Annotated in this window: 21 protein-coding genes; 11 read left to right on the top strand and 10 right to left on the bottom strand. The window is 59.6% G+C overall.

Features of this window, described 5'->3' with window-relative positions; genetic code table 11:
* Nucleotides 1–4: 4 nt before the first annotated feature.
* The 6 genes from QYQ93_RS28020 to QYQ93_RS27995 form a co-directional block, all read right to left on the bottom strand.
* A complete protein-coding gene (locus QYQ93_RS28020; RefSeq protein ID WP_043046965.1) occupies nucleotides 5–1,147 on the bottom strand; it encodes a DegT/DnrJ/EryC1/StrS family aminotransferase in 1,143 nt (380 codons plus the stop codon).
* Nucleotides 1,148–1,307: 160 nt separating this feature from the next.
* On the bottom strand, nucleotides 1,308–1,622 hold the full coding sequence (locus tag QYQ93_RS28015; protein ID WP_034116324.1) for a DUF2388 domain-containing protein: 315 nt from the start codon (nucleotides 1,620–1,622) through the stop codon (nucleotides 1,308–1,310).
* A 68-nt stretch (nucleotides 1,623–1,690) separates the two neighbouring features.
* Nucleotides 1,691–2,137 (bottom strand): NfeD family protein, encoded by a 447-nt coding sequence (locus QYQ93_RS28010; RefSeq protein WP_043046967.1) that lies wholly within the window; start codon nucleotides 2,135–2,137, stop codon nucleotides 1,691–1,693.
* A 10-nt stretch (nucleotides 2,138–2,147) separates the two neighbouring features.
* On the bottom strand, nucleotides 2,148–3,068 hold the full coding sequence (locus QYQ93_RS28005) for an SPFH domain-containing protein (protein ID WP_003195285.1): 921 nt from the start codon (nucleotides 3,066–3,068) through the stop codon (nucleotides 2,148–2,150).
* Between the two features lie 76 nt (nucleotides 3,069–3,144).
* The gene (locus tag QYQ93_RS28000; protein ID WP_043046968.1) at nucleotides 3,145–4,839 is read right to left on the bottom strand and encodes a GspE/PulE family protein; all 1,695 of its coding nucleotides are present in this window, start codon (nucleotides 4,837–4,839) and stop codon (nucleotides 3,145–3,147) included.
* Nucleotides 4,840–4,922: 83 nt separating this feature from the next.
* Entirely contained in the window at nucleotides 4,923–5,261 is a 339-nt protein-coding gene (locus QYQ93_RS27995) for a hypothetical protein (protein ID WP_338475948.1), read from the bottom strand.
* 127 nt (nucleotides 5,262–5,388) lie between these two features.
* Between QYQ93_RS27995 and QYQ93_RS27990 the strand changes: the two genes are divergently transcribed.
* Nucleotides 5,389–5,859: an Lrp/AsnC family transcriptional regulator gene (locus QYQ93_RS27990; protein WP_043046970.1), complete on the top strand. Its 471-nt coding sequence runs from the start codon at nucleotides 5,389–5,391 to the stop codon at nucleotides 5,857–5,859.
* Between the two features lie 127 nt (nucleotides 5,860–5,986).
* Here QYQ93_RS27990 and QYQ93_RS27985 read toward each other — a convergent pair whose 3' ends face one another.
* Nucleotides 5,987–7,354: an inorganic triphosphatase gene (locus QYQ93_RS27985; RefSeq protein ID WP_043046971.1), complete on the bottom strand. Its 1,368-nt coding sequence runs from the start codon at nucleotides 7,352–7,354 to the stop codon at nucleotides 5,987–5,989.
* 158 nt (nucleotides 7,355–7,512) lie between these two features.
* Here QYQ93_RS27985 and argE point away from each other — a divergent pair, with 158 nt between their 5' ends.
* Together argE and argA are read left to right on the top strand one after the other, a co-directional pair.
* On the top strand, nucleotides 7,513–8,661 hold the full coding sequence (gene argE / locus QYQ93_RS27980; RefSeq protein ID WP_043046972.1) for an acetylornithine deacetylase: 1,149 nt from the start codon (nucleotides 7,513–7,515) through the stop codon (nucleotides 8,659–8,661).
* 133 nt (nucleotides 8,662–8,794) lie between these two features.
* Nucleotides 8,795–10,093, top strand: a complete 1,299-nt coding sequence (argA, locus tag QYQ93_RS27975) for an amino-acid N-acetyltransferase (RefSeq protein ID WP_043046973.1) — start codon at nucleotides 8,795–8,797, stop codon at nucleotides 10,091–10,093.
* Nucleotides 10,094–10,194: 101 nt separating this feature from the next.
* On the opposite strand, the gene tauA is transcribed toward argA, so the two are convergent.
* Nucleotides 10,195–11,181, bottom strand: a complete 987-nt coding sequence (gene tauA / locus QYQ93_RS27970) for a taurine ABC transporter substrate-binding protein (protein WP_043046974.1) — start codon at nucleotides 11,179–11,181, stop codon at nucleotides 10,195–10,197.
* Nucleotides 11,182–11,550: 369 nt separating this feature from the next.
* Here tauA and QYQ93_RS27965 point away from each other — a divergent pair, with 369 nt between their 5' ends.
* From QYQ93_RS27965 to QYQ93_RS27930, 8 genes are all read left to right on the top strand, one after another.
* Nucleotides 11,551–12,891, top strand: coding sequence for an OprD family porin (locus QYQ93_RS27965; protein ID WP_217880812.1), 1,341 nt, complete (start codon nucleotides 11,551–11,553; stop codon nucleotides 12,889–12,891).
* 274 nt (nucleotides 12,892–13,165) lie between these two features.
* Nucleotides 13,166–13,804 (top strand): peroxiredoxin, encoded by a 639-nt coding sequence (locus QYQ93_RS27960; RefSeq protein ID WP_338475946.1) that lies wholly within the window; start codon nucleotides 13,166–13,168, stop codon nucleotides 13,802–13,804.
* Nucleotides 13,805–14,126: 322 nt separating this feature from the next.
* Complete coding sequence (ssuE, locus tag QYQ93_RS27955) at nucleotides 14,127–14,720, top strand: NADPH-dependent FMN reductase (RefSeq protein WP_043046976.1); 594 nt, start codon at nucleotides 14,127–14,129, stop codon at nucleotides 14,718–14,720.
* Nucleotides 14,721–14,815: 95 nt separating this feature from the next.
* Nucleotides 14,816–15,784 (top strand): sulfonate ABC transporter substrate-binding protein, encoded by a 969-nt coding sequence (locus QYQ93_RS27950; protein ID WP_338475945.1) that lies wholly within the window; start codon nucleotides 14,816–14,818, stop codon nucleotides 15,782–15,784.
* Nucleotides 15,785–15,809: 25 nt separating this feature from the next.
* Entirely contained in the window at nucleotides 15,810–16,958 is a 1,149-nt protein-coding gene (gene ssuD / locus QYQ93_RS27945) for an FMNH2-dependent alkanesulfonate monooxygenase (RefSeq protein WP_005792361.1), read from the top strand.
* Between the two features lie 9 nt (nucleotides 16,959–16,967).
* Entirely contained in the window at nucleotides 16,968–17,756 is a 789-nt protein-coding gene (gene ssuC, locus QYQ93_RS27940; RefSeq protein ID WP_043046979.1) for an aliphatic sulfonate ABC transporter permease SsuC, read from the top strand.
* Nucleotides 17,753–18,559: an aliphatic sulfonates ABC transporter ATP-binding protein gene (gene ssuB, locus QYQ93_RS27935; RefSeq protein WP_043046980.1), complete on the top strand. Its 807-nt coding sequence runs from the start codon at nucleotides 17,753–17,755 to the stop codon at nucleotides 18,557–18,559. Before ssuC ends, ssuB begins: the two co-directional genes overlap by 4 nt.
* A 28-nt stretch (nucleotides 18,560–18,587) precedes the next feature.
* Nucleotides 18,588–18,803, top strand: coding sequence for a TOBE domain-containing protein (locus QYQ93_RS27930; protein WP_003176783.1), 216 nt, complete (start codon nucleotides 18,588–18,590; stop codon nucleotides 18,801–18,803).
* Nucleotides 18,804–18,939: 136 nt separating this feature from the next.
* Here the strand turns inward: QYQ93_RS27930 and QYQ93_RS27925 are convergent, their stop codons facing one another.
* On the bottom strand, nucleotides 18,940–19,569 hold the full coding sequence (locus tag QYQ93_RS27925; protein ID WP_338475944.1) for a TetR/AcrR family transcriptional regulator: 630 nt from the start codon (nucleotides 19,567–19,569) through the stop codon (nucleotides 18,940–18,942).
* 228 nt (nucleotides 19,570–19,797) lie between these two features.
* Nucleotides 19,798–21,174, bottom strand: a complete 1,377-nt coding sequence (locus QYQ93_RS27920; RefSeq protein ID WP_003213894.1) for a glutamine synthetase family protein — start codon at nucleotides 21,172–21,174, stop codon at nucleotides 19,798–19,800.
* Between the last annotated feature and the right edge of the window lie 576 nt (nucleotides 21,175–21,750).

Raw genomic sequence — 21,750 nt, 5'->3', positions numbered from 1 at the left:
GTGGTCAGCCGGCTTTCAACACTGCTTTAACCGCCGCCACAGCCCGCTCTACATCCGCCTCCGTCATCGCCGTAAACATTGGCAACGACACGATCAAACGCCCGACACGCTCTGCCACCGGGTACATGCCTTCCTTGAAACCCTGCGCCCGATACAGGCTCAGCAGGTGGATGGGTGGGTAGTGATAGCCAATGCCGACGCCCTGGGCCTGCATCTGCTCCATGAACGTCGCACGTGCCGGCAGGCCATCGTGACGCTCCGGCAGCACCAGTTGGAACAGGTGCCAGTTGCTGTTTTCGAAGTCCGGCGGCGGTAGTTGCGCGCCGTATTTCTCTTCAAAATCACTGCCAAAGCACTTGAAGTAATGGCGCGCCAGGTTCTGGCGGTGGGCGGTGATCTTCTCGATATGCGCAAACTGCCCCAGGCCAATGGCTGCGGCAATGTCGGTCATATTGAACTTGCCGCCCAACACATCCACATCCAAGCCGTCGAAACCGCTGCGGGTCACGCCCTGCAGACGATATTTCTCTGCCAGGCGGGCTTCCTCGGCGTTGTTCAACACCAGGCAGCCACCCTCGGACGAGGTGATGTTCTTGTTCGCTTGGAAGCTGAACGATACGAAGTCGCCGGTGGCGCCAATTCGCTCTCCATCCCAACTGGAGCCCAGGGCCTGGGCTGCATCTTCGACGATACGCAGGTTGTACTTGTTCGCCATTGCGTAAAGCATCGGCATATCCAGGGGCAAACCGGCCAGGTAGACCGGGATGATCGCCTTGGTACGCGGGGTGATAGCCGCTTCGACCTGGGCCAGGTCAATGTTGCGGGTTACCGGGTCAATATCGGCAAATACGGGCGTGGCACCCACCTCGAGGATGACGTTGGCCGTGGCAACCCAGGAAATTGGCGTGGTGATGACCTCATCCCCAGGCCCGATGCCGGCGATGCGCAAGGCGATTTCCATGGTGCAGGTGCCCGAGTTGAAGGTACGCACCGGGCGCCCGCCAAAGTACTCCGACAACTGCGCTTCGAACGCCTGCACCTTCGGCCCGCTGGTGATCCAGCCGGAACGCAGGACATCGCCCACCGCCGAAATGGTGGCTTCATCAATGGTAGGTTTGGAAAACGGCAGGAAGGGCAGTTGGCTCATGTCGAAGAGGGCATCCGTTCGGTAGGCGATGAGTAATAGGGGGCTCAGTAGCACATGGTTGCATGGCGCGACTGAATATAGCCTGTCGCTCGTGAACGATTCGTCAGCGTGCAGGCAAAAAAATGCCGCTTGTAAAAGCGGCATTTTTTATCGGGCATGGTTACTCGGCTACGGCGTTCTTCGCGAGAATGGCGTTGGCCAGCTCCATGTCCGTGGCCTTGAGGCCAGGGTTGTCGGCGCGGACTTTCTGCATGGCCGCTTCCAGGTACGGGCCGCGAATGCCGCCGTCGCTGGCAACGAAGCTGCCTGCATCATCCTGGGCGGCAACGACCAGCTTGTGGTCCTTGAAGGTCAGGTACGTCGAGCCGGTGGTGGCGCCCGACGAGATGACATTACGCCAGAAGCTATCGGCCATGGCTGAGCCGACAGGAAGGGAAAGCACAGCGAGGGTGGCGACAGCATATTTGAGACGCATGATGGGTGACTCCGGTGGGTTATCTGTACGTTTTGATTGTAGTTAAGCCGATCGAGTTCCATCACTGACTAAACAGTTTCAACCTTTAAAATCACCCCTTCCAGGCCAACCACGCGTACTTGAGCGCCTGCAGGCGTGTCGGCGCCAGTGACCATCCATACCCCATCGCCGACCTTGACCTTGCCACGGCCATCCACAATTGCCTGGTGCACCACGAAGGTGCGCCCAATCAACTCGGTACCACGCTCATTCAGCCCCGGTTGATCGCTGGCCTTGGCACTGCTGCGCTGGCGTTTCCACCAGTACACCGCGGTCAATATCGACAACACGGCAAACAGCAGCAGTTGCCATTCCAGCCCGAGCGGCGGCACCAGGAACTTGATCACGCCCACAGCGGCGGCGGCGATACCCATCCACAGCAGGTAACCTCCGGCACCGAACACCTCAAGAATCAACAGCACGGTGCCAAGCGCCAACCAATCCCAGAACGACAAATGCAGCAGGAACTCCCACATAGTGATGGCCTCAGCCTTTCTGGTTGCCGAAAGTCGCCTTGACGATCTCGCCGATACCACCCACTGCGCCAATCACCTGGCTGGCTTCCAGTGGCATAAGGATGACTTTGCTGTTGTTGGCCGATGCCAGCTTGCCCAGGGCATCGATGTATTTTTGCGCAACGAAGTAGTTCACCGCCTGCACGTTACCCGACGCGATCGCCTCCGACACCACTTGTGTCGCCCGGGCTTCGGCTTCGGCCTGGCGTTCACGGGCTTCGGATTCCAGGAATGCCGCCTGGCGGCTACCTTCGGCTTCGAGGATCTGCGCCTGCTTCTTGCCCTCGGCCGTCAGGATCGCCGACGCCCGAAGGCCCTCGGCTTCGAGGATCTGTGCACGCTTGATCCGCTCGGCTTTCATCTGGCCGGACATGGCCGCCATCAGGTCGGCGGGCGGGCTGATGTCCTTGATCTCGATACGGGTGATCTTGATGCCCCACGGCGCGGTGGCTTCATCCACGGTGCGCAGCAGTTTTTCGTTGATACCGTCGCGCTGGCTCAGCATGGCATCCAGCTCCATGGAGCCGAGAACGGTACGGATATTGGTTTGCAGCAGGTTGCGGATGGCATGTTCGAGGTTGTTGACCTCGTAGGCGGCCTGGGCGGTGTTGACCACCTGGAAGAAGCACACGGCATCGATCTGCACGGTGGCATTGTCGGCCGTGATGACTTCCTGGGGCGGGATATCCAGCACGCTTTCCATCACGTTGATCTTGCGACCGATGCGGTCCATGACCGGGATGATGATGTTCAGGCCGGGCTTGAGGGTGTTGGTGTAGCGGCCGAAACGTTCGACGGTCCACTGGTAGCCTTGGGGCACCACTTTGAAACCCATGAACAGGATGGCGATGGCCAATCCCACGAAAAGAAGCAGTACGGTTCCGATCTGCATAACGATTCCCTATCTGAAGGTGTCAGTGAACGACATTAGGCCGATTGTAACGGTCTGGTCACGGATAAAGACGGTTTTACGGCCCGACAAACAAAGGATTTGTTTCTGAATCCCCAGGCGTGACCCGTAATACCTCTGTCATCGTGGTCAGGCCGGCCTTCACTTTATCGATGCCGGCCATGCGCAGGCTGCTCATGCCCTGCGCCAATGCCCCGCGGCGCAGTGCCTGTATGTCCGCGCCGGGAGTGACCAGACTCTTGAGCGCTGGGTCCATGGGCATGATTTCGTAGAGCCCGGCTCGGCCCCGATAACCGCTGTCACGACATTCCGCACAGCCAACCGCCTCGAAGCCGCCAACATCTTCCAGCGCTGCCGGGCGCTTGCAGTGGGTGCACAACACCCGCACCAGGCGCTGCGCCATAACGCCTATCAGCGTAGCCTTGATCAAATAATGAGCAATCCCCAGCTCTTGTAGGCGACTGATGGCGCTGGGTGCATCGTTGGTATGCAGGGTCGAGAGCACCAAGTGCCCGGTCAACGCGGCCTGGATCGCCATCTCTGCGGTTTCCTGGTCGCGTATTTCGCCGATCATGATGATGTCCGGGTCCTGGCGCAGCAGGGCGCGGATGCCGCTGGCGAAGGTCAGGTCGATGTTGTGCTGCACCTGCATTTGGTTGAAGGCCGGCTCGACCATTTCGATCGGGTCCTCCACGGTGCACAGGTTGACCTCCCGGGTCGCCAGTTGCTTGAGGGTGGTGTAGAGGGTGCTGGTCTTGCCCGAGCCGGTCGGGCCTGTGACCAGAATGATGCCATTGGTTTGACGGGTCATGGCGTGCCAGCGCTGCTGGTCTGTGCTCGACAAGCCCAACTGGTCGAAGTCCTTGAGCAATACCTGGGGATCAAAAATCCGCACCACCAGCTTTTCGCCAAACGCGGTCGGCAGGGTCGAGAGGCGCAGTTCCACCTCGACGCCCGCCGGGTTCCTGGTCTTGACGCGGCCATCCTGGGGCTTGCGTTTCTCGGCCACATTCATTCGCCCGAGGCTTTTCAAACGGCTGACCACCGCCTTGGTGACCTGGGGCGGAAATTGATAGACGTCGTGCAACAGCCCATCGATGCGAAAGCGCACCCGGCCCTGCTGGCGGCAGGGCTCGATGTGGATATCGCTGGCCCGTTGGGCAAAGGCGTACTGCAACAGCCAGTCGACGATGTTGACGATATGGGCGTCATTGGCCTCCGGCTCCTTGTCGCTGGCGCCCAGGCTGAGCAGTTCGCCGTTGCCGGGCGTCGTCATCTTTTGATCGGCGCCACTGACTGACTTGGCCAGGCGGTAAAACTCGTTGATGCAGCGCTGGATATCCCGGGGGTTGGCAACTACGCGCTTGATCGAACGCTTGAGCACCTGGGCGAGCCCGGCTTCCCAAGCACTGACATGGGGCTGGGCGCTGGCGACCGTGACGCTCTGCGCATCCACGGCCACTGCAAGAATGCCGTGGCGTTGGGCGAAGGCATGGGACATCAGGGGCACCACCGCCGCTACGTCGATCTGCAACGGGTCGATGCGCAGGTAAGGCTGGCCCACATGCCCAGCCAGCCATTGGGTCAGGCTCTCCAGGCAAGGGCCTTCGGCCGCGATGCATTCCAGAGGATGCAGGCTGCAGGGCGTTGCCGAAACGTTTTGCGCCGCCTGCGCCGTGATCAGCCCTTGCTCGATCAATGTCGGCAGCAATTGATGCAGTTCCAAGGGGTAATCGCGGGAGGCAACGGACATGCAGGTTTTCCTGGGAGGCTAGGGATGTAATCCCAGGCTAGCCAACCTCTGGACTTCCTCCTCCCTGGGTGTTTTGCAGGCTGTTACCCGGCACTTGCCGCCAGCGCTTGAGGCCGCTCGGAATCAACCGGCCACAGCTCCAAGGCGCATACGCTGATCAGGTTTCGAATCTTTTCACCGATCACTTGGGCGCGGTGCCAGCTCAGGCCGTCCATCACGATGTCGATGTTCAGCAGGTCGGCTTCCCGGTTCACACTGACCTGGGCTGGGGTCAGGAACTGCAGCGCAAAATAATTCAGCACCCGGCACAGCACGTCCGGTTCCGCTTCGGCGACGATGCGATAGTGCGCCTGGCAATGTGCGCTGTTGACAGCCCAGGCATCGACGCGGGTGGCAGGGTGGTTGGTTTCGACGGCATACATGCTGACTCTCCAGATTCGACTGGAGAAATTTTTACATTCGCCTCGGGAGAATTCTTATCTAAGATGAGCTGATTTTGTGGTTAATCAAATAGAACAATTCAAAATAAGATTATTTGCAGGTATTTCTATGCACAGTGAGTTGGACGTCTATGACCGCCGCATCCTGGCCCTGCTGCAAGAGGATGCCTCGCTCTCCAGCGCACAGATCGCCGAGCAGGTCGGCCTGTCGCAGTCACCCTGTTGGCGGCGCATTCAGCGGCTCAAGGAAGAGGGGGTGATCCGCGGCCAGGTCACCTTGCTGGATCGCAAGAAAATCGGGCTTAACACGCAAATTTTTGCCGAGGTCAAACTCAATGCCCACGGCCGCTCCAACTTCACTGAGTTCACCGAGGCGATCCGTGGGTTTCCGGAGGTGCTGGAGTGTTATGTGCTGATGGGCGCGGTGGATTTTCTGCTGCGTATCGTCGCGTCGGACATCGAGGCGTACGAACGGTTTTTCTTTGACAAATTGTCGATGGTGCCGGGGATCCAGGAGGTCAATTCGATTGTGGCGTTGTCGGAGATCAAGTCCACTACCAGCCTGCCAGTATTGCGCTGACAGGGAGGGCCCTTAATGTAGGAGCGAGCTTGCTCGCGAAAAACTCAAGAGCAACGTGGGTGCCAGGCTTTGCGCGTTATCGTTAACGATCTTCGCGAGCAAGCTCGCTCCTACAGGGTAGATAGCGTTACAGACGCAGCAGGGTCTTCCAGGCCCGATTCTGGTACACCGCAATCGCCTGATGCATACGCGCATCCAGCGACTCATCGGTAATCGGCTGGTTGGCCAGGTGTGCGAGCTTGTTCAGCTCGCCGTACAGGCGGTCCAGCTCCGGAATGTCCACCACATGACGCGCATGGTGCAGCCAGGCCTGGATGCGTTCGATGCGCGGCAGTTGCTCGGCCAGGTCTTCCGGCTGTTGCTGGTAGCGTGGCAGTTGCAGGGCGACGGCGTCGTCGGCCAACAGGCGTGGCAGCCAGTTGGTGATTTGCGCAGCGCCCTGGCGGTTACCGCGTACGTTACGCTCGGCGGTCCAGGTGCGGGCCAGCAGCCAGCGCGAAGTGTTCAGTGAGAACAGGCCCCAGCGAACGTCGGTCAATTCTTCGACGAACTGCTCCGGCGCGGCTTTACGAATGTCTTCATCGTCATCACCGGCCTGCACCAGCGGGCGCCAGTCTTCCAGCAGTGCATCCAGGGCGCTGCGCAGCTCACTGGTGGACTGGCGCGGGGCGGCCTGGCCGAGGCTGCCGATCAGGGCACGCAATTCGCCGAGATTTTCGACCCAGTCCTGCAGCAGGCGCCAGTGGCCGTTGAAACGGTATTGCTCGGCCAGGCGCTGGCTGCTGCCCAGCAGGTGCCACATGATTGCGGCGAAAGCATCGTCCAGCGGCATTTCGGCGTGGATCTGCGGCGCCGGCAGGCTCAGGGAGTAGCTGCTGGCATCGTACAGGCGATAGCCGCGCTCGGCCTTGCTGATGTCACAGGGCATCAGCGCCAGGGTTGCGGCCAGTTCGGCGGCCAGTTCCAGCAGGGCAGCGGGTTCGCCTTCGCGCAATTCCAGTTCCAGCTCGCAGATTTCTTCCTTCTGCTTGCCGACCACCACATGGCCCAGGTCCAGGGCGGCTTCGATCACCACCTTGGCTTTGCCGCGGCCCCAGGCGATTTCGGCACGTTCGCGGACGAAGTCGGTGGTGAAGATCGGCTTGAGGGTCTTTTTGTCCAGTTCGGCCAGTTGCTCGGGCCAGCATTCGCCGTCGAGTTTCTTCACGTCGAGCTTGGCTTTGGGCAGGTCCCAGTTGTACTCGTTGCGTTCCGACAAGCCGGCGACGCTTTGGCCACGGGTCTTGAGGGTCTGGATGATGTCGTCACCGTCCTTGCGCAGGCGCAGGGCAACCTTGGCCTGGGCCAGGTCGCGCTCGGGAGTGTCGAAGTACTGGTTCATCAACTCACGGCGTTCCCAGCCACTTTTGTTGCGTTTTTTCAGTAGCGGGTGCTCACGCAGCGCGGCGAGTGTTTCGCGGCTGACGCGGAGCTTGATTTCGGTTTCTTTCTGCATGGCCGGAAAATCCAGGATCGGGAGCGCAGCCGGAGAAAAGTGTGGCTGCCAAGGTCGTGCAGTGTACAGGACTGAGCCCGGCAACGTGCCGCAACGGTTTATTGTGTGGTGCAGATGCCTCTATAGTGAGCTTCATCCGGGAAGTTGGGAGACCGCGCATGCCGTTACCGTCCATGAAAGAGCAGTTCGCCGCCTTGATCGCCGCGCCGTCGGTGAGCTGCACCCAAGCGTCGCTCGACCAGACCAACCGCCCGGTGATCGATCTGCTCGCCGCGTGGCTGGGCGACTTGGGCTTTGCTATCGATATCCAGCAAGTCAGCCCTGGCAAATTCAACCTGCTCGCCAGTTTCGGCAGCGGCCCCGGTGGCTTAGTGCTGGCGGGCCATAGCGATACGGTTCCTTATGATGCGGCGCTGTGGAAGACCGATCCGCTCAAGCTGACGGAAGTCGATGGCCGTTGGGTAGGACTGGGCAGTTGCGACATGAAGGGATTTTTTGCCCTGGCCATTGAAGCGGTGTTGCCGTTGCTGGACCAGCCATTCAAGCAGCCGCTGCTGATCCTCGCCACCTGTGACGAGGAAAGCTCCATGTCCGGTGCACGCGCCCTGGCCGAGGCGGGGCGGCCGCTGGGACGGGCGGCGGTGATTGGCGAGCCGACGGGCCTCAAGCCGATCCGCCTGCACAAGGGCGTGATGATGGAGCGCATCGACATCCTCGGCCGCAGCGGCCACTCGTCGGACCCAAGCCTGGGCCACAGCGCCCTCGAAGCCATGCACGATGCCGTTGGCGAATTGCGTGGCCTGCGCCTGGCCTGGCAGCGTGAGTATCGCAATGCGCAATTCAGCGTGCCGCAACCGACCCTGAACTTCGGCTGCATCCACGGCGGCGACAACCCCAACCGCATTTGCGGCCAGTGTTCCCTCGAATTCGACCTGCGCCCTTTGCCGGGCATGGACCCCGAGGTGCTGCGTGCGGCGATCCGGCAGAAGCTCGAACCCCTGGCCGAGCGCCACAAGGTCAAGATCGATTACGCGCCGTTGTTTCCCGAAGTGCCGCCTTTCGAGCAGCCCGAAGACGCCGAGTTGGTGCGGGTGGCGGAACGTTTGACCGGTCATCGTGCCGAAGCAGTAGCGTTCGGCACCGAAGCGCCTTATCTTCAGCGCCTTGGTTGCGAAACCCTGGTGCTTGGCCCCGGCGACATCGCCTGTGCCCACCAGCCGGGCGAGTACCTAGAAATGTCACGCTTGACGCCTACAGTGCGTCTATTGCGGGAACTGATCGAACATTACTGCCTGAAACCTGCATAAATTAACCTTTGCCCATTCGTACATAAGGAGAGCGAGCGTGTCGCCAAGCCTGTTCCGACGATAACCATCAGCCCGCTGTGCGTTTTTGCGACTCATCCTTTTTCGGCTGCTTTTTATTACAGGCCCAGGTTCCATGCCCGAATACGTCAATTGGCTTCGCCACGCTTCGCCATACATCAACGCCCACCGCGACTGCACCTTTGTGGTCATGCTGCCCGGCGATGGTGTGGACCACCCCAATTTCGGCAATATCGTCCACGACCTGGTGCTGCTCCACAGCCTGGGTGTGCGGCTGGTGTTGGTGCACGGTTCGCGCCCACAAATCGAAACCCGCCTGCAGGCCCGCGGCCTGACCCCGGCTTACCACGAAGGCCTGCGCATCACCGATGCGTCGACGCTGGAGTGTGTGATCGATGCAGTAGGCCATTTGCGTATCGCCATTGAAGCGCGCCTGTCCATGGATATGGCCTCGTCGCCGATGCAGGGCTCGCGCCTGCGGGTGGCCAGCGGCAACCTGGTGACCGCGCGGCCGATTGGTGTGCTTGAAGGCGTCGACTACCACCACACCGGCGAAGTGCGCCGGGTCGACCGCAAGGGCATTAATCGCCTGCTGGACGAGCGCTCCATCGTGCTGCTGTCGCCGTTGGGTTATTCCCCCACCGGAGAGATCTTCAACCTGGCCTGCGAAGACGTCGCCACCCGCGCTGCCATCGATTTAGGCGCCGACAAGCTGCTGTTGTTTGGTGCCGACCTGGGCCTGATCGATGAAAACGGTCGTCTGGTGCGTGAGCTGCGCCCACAGCAAGTGCCAGCGCACCTGCAACGCCTGGGCAGCAACTATCAAGCCGAGCTGCTCGACGCCGCCGCGCAAGCCTGCCGGGGTGGAGTGGGGCGCAGCCATATCGTCAGCTATGCCGAAGACGGCGCCTTGCTCACCGAGCTGTTCACCCGGGACGGTGGCGGTACGCTGGTGGCCCAGGAACAATTCGAGCTGGTGCGCGAAGCGGCGATTGAAGACGTCGGCGGCTTGCTCGATCTGATCAGCCCATTGGAAGAGCAGGGCATCCTGGTACGCCGCTCGCGGGAAGTGCTGGAGCGTGAGATCGAACAGTTCAGCGTGGTCGAGCGCGAAGGCATGATCATCGCCTGCGCAGCGCTCTACCAGATTGCGGATTCGGATGCGGGGGAGTTGGCATGCCTGGCAGTCAACCCTGAATATCGCCACGGTGGGCGCGGCGATGAATTGCTGGAACGCATTGAGACCCGGGCCCGGGCCCAGGGGTTGAAGACGTTGTTCGTGCTCACTACTCGTACGGCCCACTGGTTCCGAGAGCGCGGGTTTGTGCCGAGCAGCGTGGACCGCCTGCCGTCGGCGCGGGCGTCTCTTTACAACTATCAGCGCAACTCCAAGATCTTCGAGAAGGCCTTGTAAATGTGGGAGGGGGCTTGCTCCCGATAGCGGTGGGGTCAGTTAACAGATAAGTCACTGACAGACCGCTATCGGGAGCAAGCCCCCTCCCACATTTGATCTGCTTAGCGGCTGATAAATTTGTCGGTCACATACGCCGAATAATCCGGCAACACCGTCTCCACCTTGCCTTGCTCCTTCAAGAACTTCGCCGTCTCCCCAATCGCCTTCGCCGTGCCGCCTTCAAGCAGCGCATCGGTGTGCTGCGCCTGTGTATCCGGGAACGTTGTACCGGCCAACAGCTCAGGAATGTCGATCGCATTGGCGCCGGTCAATCTAGCGATCTTCTGCACCGGCTCCGAGTCCACCGTCCAGCTGTCTTTATGGGCGGCATAATCGGCGAATGAGTCGAGGGTGACCTTGGCGAATTTAGCCACGACGTCAGGGTGTTTTTCCGCGAAATCCTTGCGCACGACCCACACTTCAAACGTTGGTGCGCCCCACTGGCCCACCTGCGCAGCGTCTGTCAGGGTTTTGCCGGTCTTGCGGATTTCGCCCAGGGCCGGTGACCACACGAAGGCCCCATCAATGTCACCGCGTTTCCAGGCGGCGGTGATCTCGGCCGGTTGCAGGTTCACCACTTTGACTTGTTTAGTGTCCAGCCCCCAGTGCTTCAGCGCGCCGAGCAGGCTGTAATGGGAGGTTGAGACGAAGGGCGTGGCGATGGTTTTGCCGATCAGGTCTGCGGGTTTGTCGATGCCACTGCCATTACGCACTACCAGGGCTTCAGAAGTGTTGATCTGTGCCGATACGATAAACGCGACGATGGGTAGATTGCGCGAAGCGGCTGCGGCGAGGGGGCTGGAACCGAGGTTGCCGATTTGTACATCACCCGAGGCAATGGCTGTGACTACCTCCGGCCCACTGTTGAACCGGCGCCAGGCGATTTTCTCACCAATGGTTTTTTCGTAGAGGCCGTCGGCCTGGGGGACTTTGCTGGGGTCGATGCCGGTTTGATAGCCGACGGTTAAATCGGCGGCACTGACACTAAAAGAAAGTATTAGCGATACAAAAACTGTAACAAATTGACGGGAGGATGTGCGTTTGGCCATGATGGCGTCGCCTTTTTGATCGTGAGTGACGTATGCACCGTACGGCCACACTAATCGATATAAAAAAGCACTGGTAAATACCCTTTAGGAATTAGCTTATGGAGCGGTGCGTCCATCCTGACCCGTCTGCTGCATGGAAAGTCTTATTCCTGGATCGTATGAAAAAGAATGAAATAATTCTTTTTGGGTGTATGAAAAACTCATTACCCTGCAGGGACCAAATCAACTGCGATTAGACCAAGGTAGTAGACACACAAGGTTACGATTGACTTGGTAGTCACTATCTGGCGCTAATCGCGCATCTGTGGATCCAGGGCGTCAGACCCGGGACCAAAGAAATACAAAAATTAGAAACGAGAGGAGCGGTACATGAAGAAGTCCACCTTGGCTGTGGCTGTAGCATTGGGCGCAATCGCCCAGCAAGCAGGCGCCGCCGGTTTCATCGAAGACAGCAAGGCCACACTGGGCCTGCGTAACTTCTACATCAACACCGATAACCGCGAAGGCGCTGGTGCGAACAAGAACGAAGAGTGGGGCCAAGGCTTCGATCTGCGTTTCATCTCCGGTTACACCCAAGGCACCGTCGGCTTCGGTCTTGACGCTATCGGCCTGCTGGGTGTTCGCCTGGATTCCGGCGGCGGCACCAACGGTGCGACTGCCAGCTCCTACGGCGGCACCATCTTCCCGAGCAAGTCCAATGGCGAAGCCGTTGATAACTACTCCAGCCTGGGCCTGACTGCCAAAGCCAAGATCTCCCAGACCGAACTGAAGCTGGGTACCTTGCAGCCTAAGCTGCCGGTGATCGTCACCAACGATGGTCGTATGCTGCCGCAGACCTTCCAGGGTGGCCAGATCACCTCCAGCGACATCAAGGACCTGACCCTGGTCGCCGGCCAGATCGAAAAAGCCAAGGGCCGTAACTCCAGCAACAATGAAAGCCTGTCCATCTCCGGCGCCAACAGCCGTGGTGCGAACTGGCGTTCGAGCAACAAGTTCTACTACGCCGGTGGTGACTACAAGATCACCAAGGACCTGACCGCCCAGTACTACTACGGCAACCTGGAAGACTTCTACAAGCAACACTTCCTGGGCCTGACCCATAACTGGGCTATCGGCCCTGGCGTGCTGAAGTCCGACCTGCGTTACTTCAACAGCTCCGACGACGGTAACAACGGCAACCAGTCCGCCTACTTCTCCACAGGTAACTACGGTGGCGTCAACAACGGTCGTGGCAAGGTGGATAACAACCTGTACAGCGGTCTGTTCCTGTACTCGGTTGCCGGTCACACCTTCGGTGGCGGTTACCAGGTCAGCAACGGCAGCAGCGACTTCCCTTGGCTGAACCAGGGTGACGGCTCGTCGGCCTACATCACCACCGACATGCAGATCCAGAAGTTCGCCCGTGCCGGCGAGCGTACCTGGCAAGCTCGCTACTCCTACGACTTCGCCAAGGTTGGTGTGCCTGGTCTGACCGCTGGTGTGGTTTACCTGAAAGGTGATCATATCGACACCGTCTCCAGCAACCGTACCGAGTTCACCGGCCAGTCCGAGTGGGAACGTGACATCACTGTTGCCTACGTCGTACCGGAAGGTCCGCTGAAGAACGTTGGCGTGGCGTGGAAAAACGCTATGTGGCGCAGCGATATCGCCAGCACACGTAACCAGGACGAAAACCGCCTGATCGTCAGCTACTCGATCCCGCTGTTGTAAGCCTGTAAAACCTTGCCCGGCGCAATGCCGGGCAAGGTGTGTTGCTTTTTTCAAGTCGGGCTCAACCCCCGCAAGCCCTTCCTGAACCCTCTTTTTACAGCGTCTCAAGGCCTTCTCGAACCTTGAAAACAATGTTGATCCCCGCTTGTACCCAAGTCCAGTGAACACATTTTTAATATTCCTTTATCGTCTAGATAAATCGATATTTATTCTTTTTAAAAAATCTTATATCCATGCACAGTGGGCTCCATAAGCACTCACCAGGAGCTACACCATGAGCCTACGACTGGGCGACATCGCCCCCGACTTCGAACAGGATTCCAGCGCCGGCAAGATTCGTTTCCACGAATGGCTGGGAGACAGCTGGGGTGTGCTGTTTTCCCATCCGGCGGACTTCACTCCGGTGTGCACTACCGAGCTGGGCTTCACTGCCAAGCTCAAGGACGAATTTGCCAAACGTGGCGTCAAGGCTATCGCCCTGTCGGTAGACCCAGTGGACTCGCACCACAAGTGGATCGAAGACATCAACGAAACCCAGAACACCATCGTCAACTTCCCGATCCTGGCCGATGCGGATCGCAAGGTCTCGGACCTCTACGACCTGATCCATCCGAACGCCAGTGACACGCTCACCGTGCGCTCCTTGTTCGTGATCGACCCGAACAAGAAGATCCGCCTGACCATCACCTACCCGGCCAGCACCGGGCGTAACTTCCATGAAATCCTGCGGGTGATCGACTCACTGCAACTGACCGACAACCACAAGGTCGCCACGCCGGCCAACTGGCAGGATGGGGATGAGGTGGTGATCGTGCCGTCGCTCAAGGATGAGGAAGAGATCAAGAAACGCTTTCCGAAGGGCTGCCGCGCGGTGAAGCCCTATCTGCGCCTCACCCCACAACCCAACCGTTAAGGCGTTACGCACAAGCTCTCTGTAGGAGCGAGCTTGCTCGCGAAAAACGTTAACGGTAACGCGTAGTTTCTGGATGAGCGCGGCGCCTATGAGTTTTTCGCGAGCAAGCTCGCTCCTACAACTGGTACTTACACAGCAGGGGGTTTTCAGGTCGTTTTAACGGCCTTTTTTTCGTCTGGTGATTGATCAATGGCTTATGTATTTATGGAATAAACAAATGAATAAATAAGATTTATAGATATATAAATCTGCTGCTAAGGTCTGTCCCATCTTGGCACCATCACATCGCGAACCGCTGACACTTGCTTAAGGAATTCCCTACATGCTGGTCGTAACACTTGGAGGCAGTCCCAGCCAGCGTTCCCGCTCCGGGGTGCTGCTGGATAAAACCCGCCAATGGCTGCAACGCCAGGGCGTGGAGGTGGTGAGTTACCAGATACGGGACTTCCCGGCCGAGGACTTGCTGCATGCGCGCTTCGACAGCCCCAAGGTCATCGATCTGCTGCAACAGGTGGCCAATGCCGACGGCCTGGTGATTGCCACGCCGGTGTACAAGGCGTCGTTTTCCGGCGCGTTGAAAACCGTGTTGGACCTGCTGCCTGAACGCGCCCTGGCTCATAAGGTGGTGTTGCCGATAGCCACCGGGGGCAGCATCGCCCACATGCTGGCGGTGGACTACGCGTTGAAGCCGGTGTTGTCGGCCCTCAAAGCCCAGGAATTGCTTCACGGTATTTTTGCCGAGGACAGCCAGATCGCCTATGGCGAAGGCAGCGTCCAGGCGCAACTGGTGCCAGTGCTCGAGCAGCGTTTGCACGAGGCCCTGGAACAGCTCTACAGCGCCATGGCCCGGCGCCCGAAACCACTGGACCCCGATGTATTGAATGAACGTTTGTTGAGCGCTCGCTGGAGCATCTGAGCCTTACCCAATATCGAGAAACACTCACCTTACTCAGCCGCCAACGGCCAAGCAGGTGCAGCCAAAACCCTAATCGCAACTGTGGAGAGAGCGCCATGCGCACTGTCATCTTGCGTCGTGGTCTGGTCGCACTGTTTGCTGCGGCTGTGTCCTTCGGCGCCATTGTTCAAGCCCAAGCCGCCGAGACCCTGCGGATCGGTTATCAGAAGTACGGCACCCTGGTGCTGCTCAAGGCCAAGGGCTCCCTGGAAAAACGCCTCGCCGCCCAAGGCGTGCAGGTGCAGTGGACCGAGTTCCCCGGCGGACCGCAGTTGCTCGAGGGCCTGAACGTCGGCGCCATCGACTTCGGCGTCACCGGTGAAACCCCACCGGTCTTTGCCCAGGCTGCCGGCGCTGATCTGCTCTATGTTGCCTACGAACCACCAGCGCCCACCAGCGAAGCGATCCTGGTGCCCAAGGACTCGCCGATCAAATCGGTGGCCGAGTTGAAGGGCAAAAAGGTCGTGCTCAACAAAGGCTCCAACGTGCACTACCTGCTGGTGCGTGCCTTGGCAGATGCCGGCCTCAACTACACCGACGTGAAGACGGTATTCCTGCCGCCCGCTGATGCCCGCGCCGCATTCGAGCGCGGCAGCGTAGACGCCTGGGTGATTTGGGACCCGTACCAGGCTGCCGCCGAGAATCAACTGCAGGCCCGCACCCTGCGTGACGGCACCGGCATCGCCGACAACCATCAGTTCTACCTGGCCACCAAGCCCTATGCCGAGCAACACCCTGAAGTGATCAAGGCATTGGTGGAAGAAGTGCGCGCAGTGGGCGAGTGGTCCAAGGCCAACCCTCAGCAGGTCACCGAACAAGTCGCACCACTGCTGGGCCTGCCAGCCGACATCACCCTGACCTCGGTGAAACGCCAGGGCTACGGCGCGCTGTTCCTGACGCCCGAAGTAGTCGCCGCCCAGCAAAAAATCGCCGACACCTTCTACCAACTCAAATTGATCCCCAAGCCCTTGAGCATCAAGGACGTGATCTGGACGCCATCCGCCACGGTTGCCAAAGCGCCGTAATCCGATTTCTTCAGGAGACAACTCCATGAGCCTCAATATTTTCTGGTTCCTGCCTACCCATGGCGACGGCCATTACCTTGGCACCGCCGAAGGCGCTCGCGCCGTCGACCACGGTTACCTGCAACAAGTGGCCCAGGCCGCTGACCGCCTGGGTTTCGGTGGGGTGTTGATCCCCACCGGTCGTTCCTGCGAAGACTCGTGGCTGGTGGCGGCCTCGCTGATTCCAGTGACCCAGCGCTTGAAATTCCTGGTCGCCCTGCGCCCCGGGATCATTTCCCCGACGGTGGCCGCACGCCAGGCCGCAACCCTGGACCGCTTGTCCGGTGGTCGCGCGTTGTTCAACCTGGTCACCGGCGGTGACCCCGAAGAGCTGGCCGGCGACGGCTTGTTCCTCAGCCACGAAGAGCGCTACCAGGCCTCGGTGGAATTCACCCGCATCTGGCGCCGAGTGCTGGAGGGCGAAACCGTGGACTACGACGGCGAGCACATCAGCGTCAAAGGCGCCAAGCTGCTTTACCCGCCGGTCCAGCAACCGCGCCCGCCGCTGTACTTCGGTGGCTCCTCCGAAGCCGCCCAGGACCTGGCAGCCGAACAGGTGGAAATGGTGCTGACCTGGGGCGAACCCCCGGCTGCGGTTGCGGAAAAAATCGCCCAGGTTCGCGCCAAAGCCGAAAAACTCGGACGTACTCTGCGTTTCGGCATTCGCCTGCATGTGATTGTGCGCGAAACCAACGAAGAGGCCTGGAAAGCCGCCGACAAACTCATCTCCCATCTGGATGACGACACCATCGCCCGCGCCCAGGCGTCCCTGGCGCGCTTCGACTCGGTCGGCCAGCAACGCATGGCGGCCTTGCATGGCGGCAGCCGTGACAACCTGGAAGTCAGCCCCAACCTGTGGGCAGGCGTCGGCCTGGTGCGGGGCGGTGCCGGGACCGCGCTGGTCGGCGATGGTCCGACGGTTGCAGCGCGGGTCAAGGAATACGCGGACCTGGGCATCGATACCTTTATTTTCTCCGGTTATCCGCACCTGGAGGAGTCTTATCGGGTCGCCGAGCTGTTGTTCCCGCACCTGGATATCGAGCGTCCCGAGCTCCCGAAAAGTGCTGGCTACGTCAGCCCGTTCGGCGAGATGGTCGCCAACGATATCCTTCCTAAAGCTGCGTCACAGAGTTGAGGCGCCGCCATGGACTTTGAAAAATTCAGCCATCGCGTGGCGCCCTGGGTGCTGCCGATCTTGTTGTTGGCGGTGTGGCAGTTGTCAGTTTCGGCGGGTTGGCTGTCGACGCGCATCCTGCCAGCGCCGAGTGCGGTGATCGAAGCCGGAGTCAACCTGGTGGTCAGCGGCGAAATCTGGACACACCTGGCCATCAGTGGCTGGCGTGCTGGCCTGGGCTTTGTGATCGGCGGCAGCATCGGTTTGGCCCTGGGCTTTATCACCGGTTTGTCGAAGTGGGGCGAGCGTTTGCTGGACAGCTCTGTGCAGATGATTCGTAACGTACCGCACCTGGCGCTGATTCCGCTGGTGATCCTGTGGTTCGGTATTGACGAAACCGCGAAGATTTTCCTGGTGGCTCTGGGCACGTTGTTCCCGATCTACCTGAACACCTACCACGGCATCCGCAACGTCGACCCGGCGCTGGTGGAAATGTCGCGCAGCTACGGTTTGTCCGGGTTCAGCCTGTTCTGGCAAGTGATCCTGCCGGGCGCGCTGCCGTCGATCCTGGTGGGCGTGCGTTTTGCCCTGGGCTTTATGTGGCTGACCCTGATCGTGGCGGAAACCATTTCGGCCAGCTCCGGTATCGGCTACCTGGCGATGAACGCCCGTGAATTCCTGCAAACCGACGTGGTGGTGCTGGCCATCGTCATGTACGCCATCCTCGGCAAACTCGCCGACCTGGCCGCCCGTGGCCTGGAACGTGTGTGGCTGCGCTGGCACCCGGCTTATCAAGTAAATAAAGGAGGTGCGGCATGACCGCTCAACAACCTCCACGCCTGTTGAAAGGCATCCCGCTGGCGGTGCGCAAGTTGCGCAAGGCCTTTGGTGCGCGGGAAGTGCTCAAAGAAATTGATCTGCATATTCCGGCGGGGCAGTTCGTGGCCGTGGTCGGTCGCAGTGGCTGCGGCAAAAGTACCTTGCTGCGCCTGTTGGCGGGCCTGGACAAAGCCAGTGGCGGCGAGCTGCTGGCCGGCTCCGCACCGCTGCACGAGGCCATTGAAGACACGCGTTTGATGTTCCAGGAAGCGCGTTTGCTGCCGTGGAAAAAGATCATCGACAACGTCGGCCTTGGCCTCACAGGCAACTGGCGCCCTCGAGCGCTGCAAGCCTTGGAAGCGGTGGGCCTGGCCGAGCGCGCTAATGAATGGCCGGCGGCCTTGTCCGGTGGCCAGAAGCAGCGTGTGGCATTGGCCCGTGCGCTGATCCACCAACCGCGCCTGTTGCTGCTCGACGAGCCGCTGGGGGCGCTGGATGCCCTGACCCGCATCGAGATGCAGCAATTGATCGAAAACCTCTGGCAGAAGCATGGCTTTACCGTGTTGCTGGTGACCCATGATGTCAGCGAGGCCGTGGCAATTGCCGACCGGGTGATTCTGATTGAAAACGGCGAAATCGGCCTCGACCTGAATGTCGACCTGCCACGCCCACGGGCCCGAGGTTCACATCGCCTGGCCGCACTGGAAGCCGAAGTGCTCAACCGCGTGCTGTCGCTGCCTGGTTCACCGCCGGAACCCGAACCTGTTTCACCGCTGCCGACGCAATTGCGTTGGGCGCAATAACTCACTTGCCCTTAGAAGGAACAACACCATGACTATCAAAGCCATTAACGTGCGTAACCAGTTCAAAGGCACCATCAAGGAAATCGTGGTCGGTGACGTACTGTCGGAAATCGATGTGCAGACTGCGTCCGGCATTGTTACTTCGGTGATCACTACGCGTTCGGTGAAAGAGCTGGAGCTGGTGATTGGCAGTGAAGTGATTGCCTTCGTGAAATCCACTGAGGTGTCGATTGCCAAGTTGTGATGTGTGTTGCTCTTGAGGCCCTTATCGGGAGCAAGTCGAATCGTCGCACCGCCCCTCCCACATTTAGATCTGTGAATACATTCAAAGTGTGGGAGGGGGCTTGCTCCCGATGGGGCCGGCCCAGCCAACACAAGGCTCACCGCTTGGGCAGATACGCCGGCAAATAAAGCCCCACATAAGCATCAAACACGCGCATCCCTTCCTCTGCCATACGCGGCGTGATCAGCCCATGCTGATGCACCGAGCGCGCATACACGCGGTCGCTCAGCTCCAGCGCCAGGGCAAATACATCCACGTTCTTGGGCAAGCTCGGCACTTCGAAGTGGCGGTTGAACACCTCCAGCATCAAGTCCCCCAACTCCAGATCATGCTGACGATCGGCCTGGGTCACCTCAGTCAACCCGTGCTGTGCCAGGATCAACTGACGTGCAGCCGCGTCCTGGTCGTAAACGTTGAGCATGCGCTGTTCAACGATGCAGGACAGGTCGCGCCAGTGCTTGAGTGAGTCATGTTCGATGGGCGCCTGGATGGCGGCGCGGAAGGCGGCGTGTACCTGGGCGGTCAACGCCTCCAGCAACGCCGGCACACTGGCGAAGAAGTGATACACCGACGACGGTGGAATCTGTGCTCGTTCGGCCACGCTGTAGATCGACAAACTCGCCACGCCTTCGGTGGCCAGCAAGGTGCGGGCGGCGTCGAGGATCGCGTCGATCCGCGCCTGGCTGCGGGCGCGGGGTTTGCGAGGGGCGGCGGGGCGGGTGGTCATGGATGTCTCCTACAAGGCAGCGGGCATTGTATGAGCAGGGAGGTGTGTTGTCTGCCAGGCCGCCATCGGGAGCAAGCCCCCTCCCACAGTTGACCCCATTCCAAATGTGGAACTCGGTCAGTGTGGGAGGGGGCTTGCTCCCGATGAGGTCGACTCGGTCTCCCAGGATAAACCCATAAAAAAACGCCACAGCCCAAGGCCTGTAGCGTTTTTTACTGCTGCAACCACTTACACGGTATGCAGGTACCAGTTGTACTCGAGGTCGGAGATGGAGTGTTCAAACTCCTCCAGCTCACTTTCCTTACAGGCAACAAAGATATCGATGTACTTAGGATCGATGTACTTGGCCATCACCTCGCTGTCGTCCAACTCACGCAGGGCATCGCGCAGGTTGTTCGGCAGGCTTTGCTCGTTCTGCTCGTAGCTGTTGCCTTCCACCGGTGCGCCTGGCTCGATCTTGTTGGTCAGGCCGTGGTGCACGCCCGCCAGGACCGAAGCCATCAGCAGGTAAGGGTTGGCATCGGCGCCGGCCACACGGTGTTCGATACGTACGGCATCGGACGAGCCGGTGGGTACGCGAATCGCTACGGTGCGGTTATCCAGGCCCCAGCACGGCGAATTGGGCACGTAGAACTGTGCACCGAAACGACGGTAGGAGTTGACGTTGGGGCACAGGAACGCCATCTGGGCGGGCAGGGTCTCCAGCACACCGCCGATTGCGTGACGCAATGCGGCGTTCTGCTCGGGATCCTCGCTGGCAAAGATGTTCTTGCCGTCCTTGTCCAGAATGGAGATATGCACGTGCAAGCCGTTGCCTGCCTGGCCTGGGTAAGGCTTGGCCATGAAGGTGGTGTCCATCTCATGGTCGTAGGCGATGTTCTTGATCAGGCGCTTGAGCAGTACCGCGTAGTCGCAAGCCTTGATCGGGTCGGCGACGTGGTGCAGGTTCACTTCGAACTGCGCCGGGGCGCTTTCCTTGACGATGGCGTCGGCCGGAATGCCTTGCTCCTTGGCACCTTCCAGGATGTCCTGGAGGCAGTCGACGTATTCGTCGAGGTCGTCGATCAGGTAGACCTGTGTCGAGTGCGGGCGTTTGCCGGAAATAGGCGAACGGGGCGGTTGTGGGCGGCCGTTCACGTTCTCCTGGTCGATCAGGTAGAACTCAAGCTCGAAGGCGGCGCAGATGGTCAGGCCGAGGTCGTCAAACTTGCTTACAACTTGGCGGAGCACTTCGCGCGGATCGGCGAAGAAAGGTTCACCTTCAAGTTCGTGCATGGTCATCAGCAGCTGCGCGGTAGGGCGCTTTTGCCAGGGTTCATTGCACAGGGTGTCGGGGATTGGATAACAGATTCGGTCAGCATCACCGATGTCCAGGCCCAGGCCGGTGCTTTCCACCGTCGAGCCGTTGATATCCAGGGCAAATAAAGAGGCAGGCAGGTTAATGCCCTTCTCGTAAACCTTGTGGAGGCTGGTGCGTTCGATGCGCTTACCGCGCACCACACCATTCATATCCGCAATTAGAAGGTCTACGTACAGAACCTCAGGATGATCCTTAAGGAACGCGTTCGCTTCGTTAAGCTGAACGGCACGCGGGGGTACCGACATGATGCAACACCTTTGTTGTTAAAAATATCAATCATTGATCTTTTCTGGTTTCAGTCAACCCGAACGGCATGCCGAAGTCAAGCGAGGGCTTTTTTGCCCTAAAAAAGCGCCGTGAGGGCTTTTTTGCGGGGTTTTGGGGCGGTTTTCCGGGTTTGATGTGCTTGGGACTCGCAAGCTTGAGCGGGCCGTGTTGTATTTTTTACGGGGGTGTTGTGTAAAAAAATGAACAAGGCTAAGCTCGATTCAAACCCATAACAGCAATAATACCGGGGTGCTTCATGTTTCTCCTGCCGCCACTTGGCGTCTTGGCCTGCTCCAGTCGGGCTTTTTCACCCGTTCATGTGTCCTGCGTGAACGCCTGTGCCCCGGTCAATATTCTTGACGCCCGGGCCGACCTCTTCTTTGCTTCTTCACTGCCCTCGAATTTGCCTCTCACTGGCTTGCGCCTGCGGGGTTGCTCATGATTCTGCACAAGTTTGGCGTGAGGAATGCAACGCTGCAGCAAATGGCAGGTAAGCTCCTACCCTGAATGTAAAAACGACGCGGATGCTGCGTCAACCAACGCCTGGCCTTTTA

This window comes from Pseudomonas khavaziana (assembly GCF_036704165.1).
GTDB classification, from domain to species: Bacteria; Pseudomonadota; Gammaproteobacteria; order Pseudomonadales; family Pseudomonadaceae; genus Aquipseudomonas; species Aquipseudomonas khavaziana.
The sequence above is the reverse complement of the archived record's forward strand: the minus strand, read 5'-3'. Positions and strand labels throughout refer to the sequence as shown.

What these genes read in the sequence shown, in the direction of transcription:
- QYQ93_RS28020 (WP_043046965.1), bottom strand. Translation starts at nt 1,147, where the DNA reads ATGAGCCAACTGCCCTTCCTGCCGTTTTCCAAACCTACCATTGATGAA.
- QYQ93_RS28015 (WP_034116324.1), bottom strand. Translation starts at nt 1,622, where the DNA reads ATGCGTCTCAAATATGCTGTCGCCACCCTCGCTGTGCTTTCCCTTCCT.
- QYQ93_RS28010 (WP_043046967.1), bottom strand. Translation starts at nt 2,137, where the DNA reads ATGTGGGAGTTCCTGCTGCATTTGTCGTTCTGGGATTGGTTGGCGCTT.
- QYQ93_RS28005 (WP_003195285.1), bottom strand. Translation starts at nt 3,068, where the DNA reads ATGCAGATCGGAACCGTACTGCTTCTTTTCGTGGGATTGGCCATCGCC.
- QYQ93_RS28000 (WP_043046968.1), bottom strand. Translation starts at nt 4,839, where the DNA reads ATGTCCGTTGCCTCCCGCGATTACCCCTTGGAACTGCATCAATTGCTG.
- QYQ93_RS27995 (WP_338475948.1), bottom strand. Translation starts at nt 5,261, where the DNA reads ATGTATGCCGTCGAAACCAACCACCCTGCCACCCGCGTCGATGCCTGG.
- QYQ93_RS27990 (WP_043046970.1), top strand. Translation starts at nt 5,389, where the DNA reads ATGCACAGTGAGTTGGACGTCTATGACCGCCGCATCCTGGCCCTGCTG.
- QYQ93_RS27985 (WP_043046971.1), bottom strand. Translation starts at nt 7,354, where the DNA reads ATGCAGAAAGAAACCGAAATCAAGCTCCGCGTCAGCCGCGAAACACTC.
- argE (WP_043046972.1), top strand. Translation starts at nt 7,513, where the DNA reads ATGCCGTTACCGTCCATGAAAGAGCAGTTCGCCGCCTTGATCGCCGCG.
- argA (WP_043046973.1), top strand. Translation starts at nt 8,795, where the DNA reads ATGCCCGAATACGTCAATTGGCTTCGCCACGCTTCGCCATACATCAAC.
- tauA (WP_043046974.1), bottom strand. Translation starts at nt 11,181, where the DNA reads ATGGCCAAACGCACATCCTCCCGTCAATTTGTTACAGTTTTTGTATCG.
- QYQ93_RS27965 (WP_217880812.1), top strand. Translation starts at nt 11,551, where the DNA reads ATGAAGAAGTCCACCTTGGCTGTGGCTGTAGCATTGGGCGCAATCGCC.
- QYQ93_RS27960 (WP_338475946.1), top strand. Translation starts at nt 13,166, where the DNA reads ATGAGCCTACGACTGGGCGACATCGCCCCCGACTTCGAACAGGATTCC.
- ssuE (WP_043046976.1), top strand. Translation starts at nt 14,127, where the DNA reads ATGCTGGTCGTAACACTTGGAGGCAGTCCCAGCCAGCGTTCCCGCTCC.
- QYQ93_RS27950 (WP_338475945.1), top strand. Translation starts at nt 14,816, where the DNA reads ATGCGCACTGTCATCTTGCGTCGTGGTCTGGTCGCACTGTTTGCTGCG.
- ssuD (WP_005792361.1), top strand. Translation starts at nt 15,810, where the DNA reads ATGAGCCTCAATATTTTCTGGTTCCTGCCTACCCATGGCGACGGCCAT.
- ssuC (WP_043046979.1), top strand. Translation starts at nt 16,968, where the DNA reads ATGGACTTTGAAAAATTCAGCCATCGCGTGGCGCCCTGGGTGCTGCCG.
- ssuB (WP_043046980.1), top strand. Translation starts at nt 17,753, where the DNA reads ATGACCGCTCAACAACCTCCACGCCTGTTGAAAGGCATCCCGCTGGCG.
- QYQ93_RS27930 (WP_003176783.1), top strand. Translation starts at nt 18,588, where the DNA reads ATGACTATCAAAGCCATTAACGTGCGTAACCAGTTCAAAGGCACCATC.
- QYQ93_RS27925 (WP_338475944.1), bottom strand. Translation starts at nt 19,569, where the DNA reads ATGACCACCCGCCCCGCCGCCCCTCGCAAACCCCGCGCCCGCAGCCAG.
- QYQ93_RS27920 (WP_003213894.1), bottom strand. Translation starts at nt 21,174, where the DNA reads ATGTCGGTACCCCCGCGTGCCGTTCAGCTTAACGAAGCGAACGCGTTC.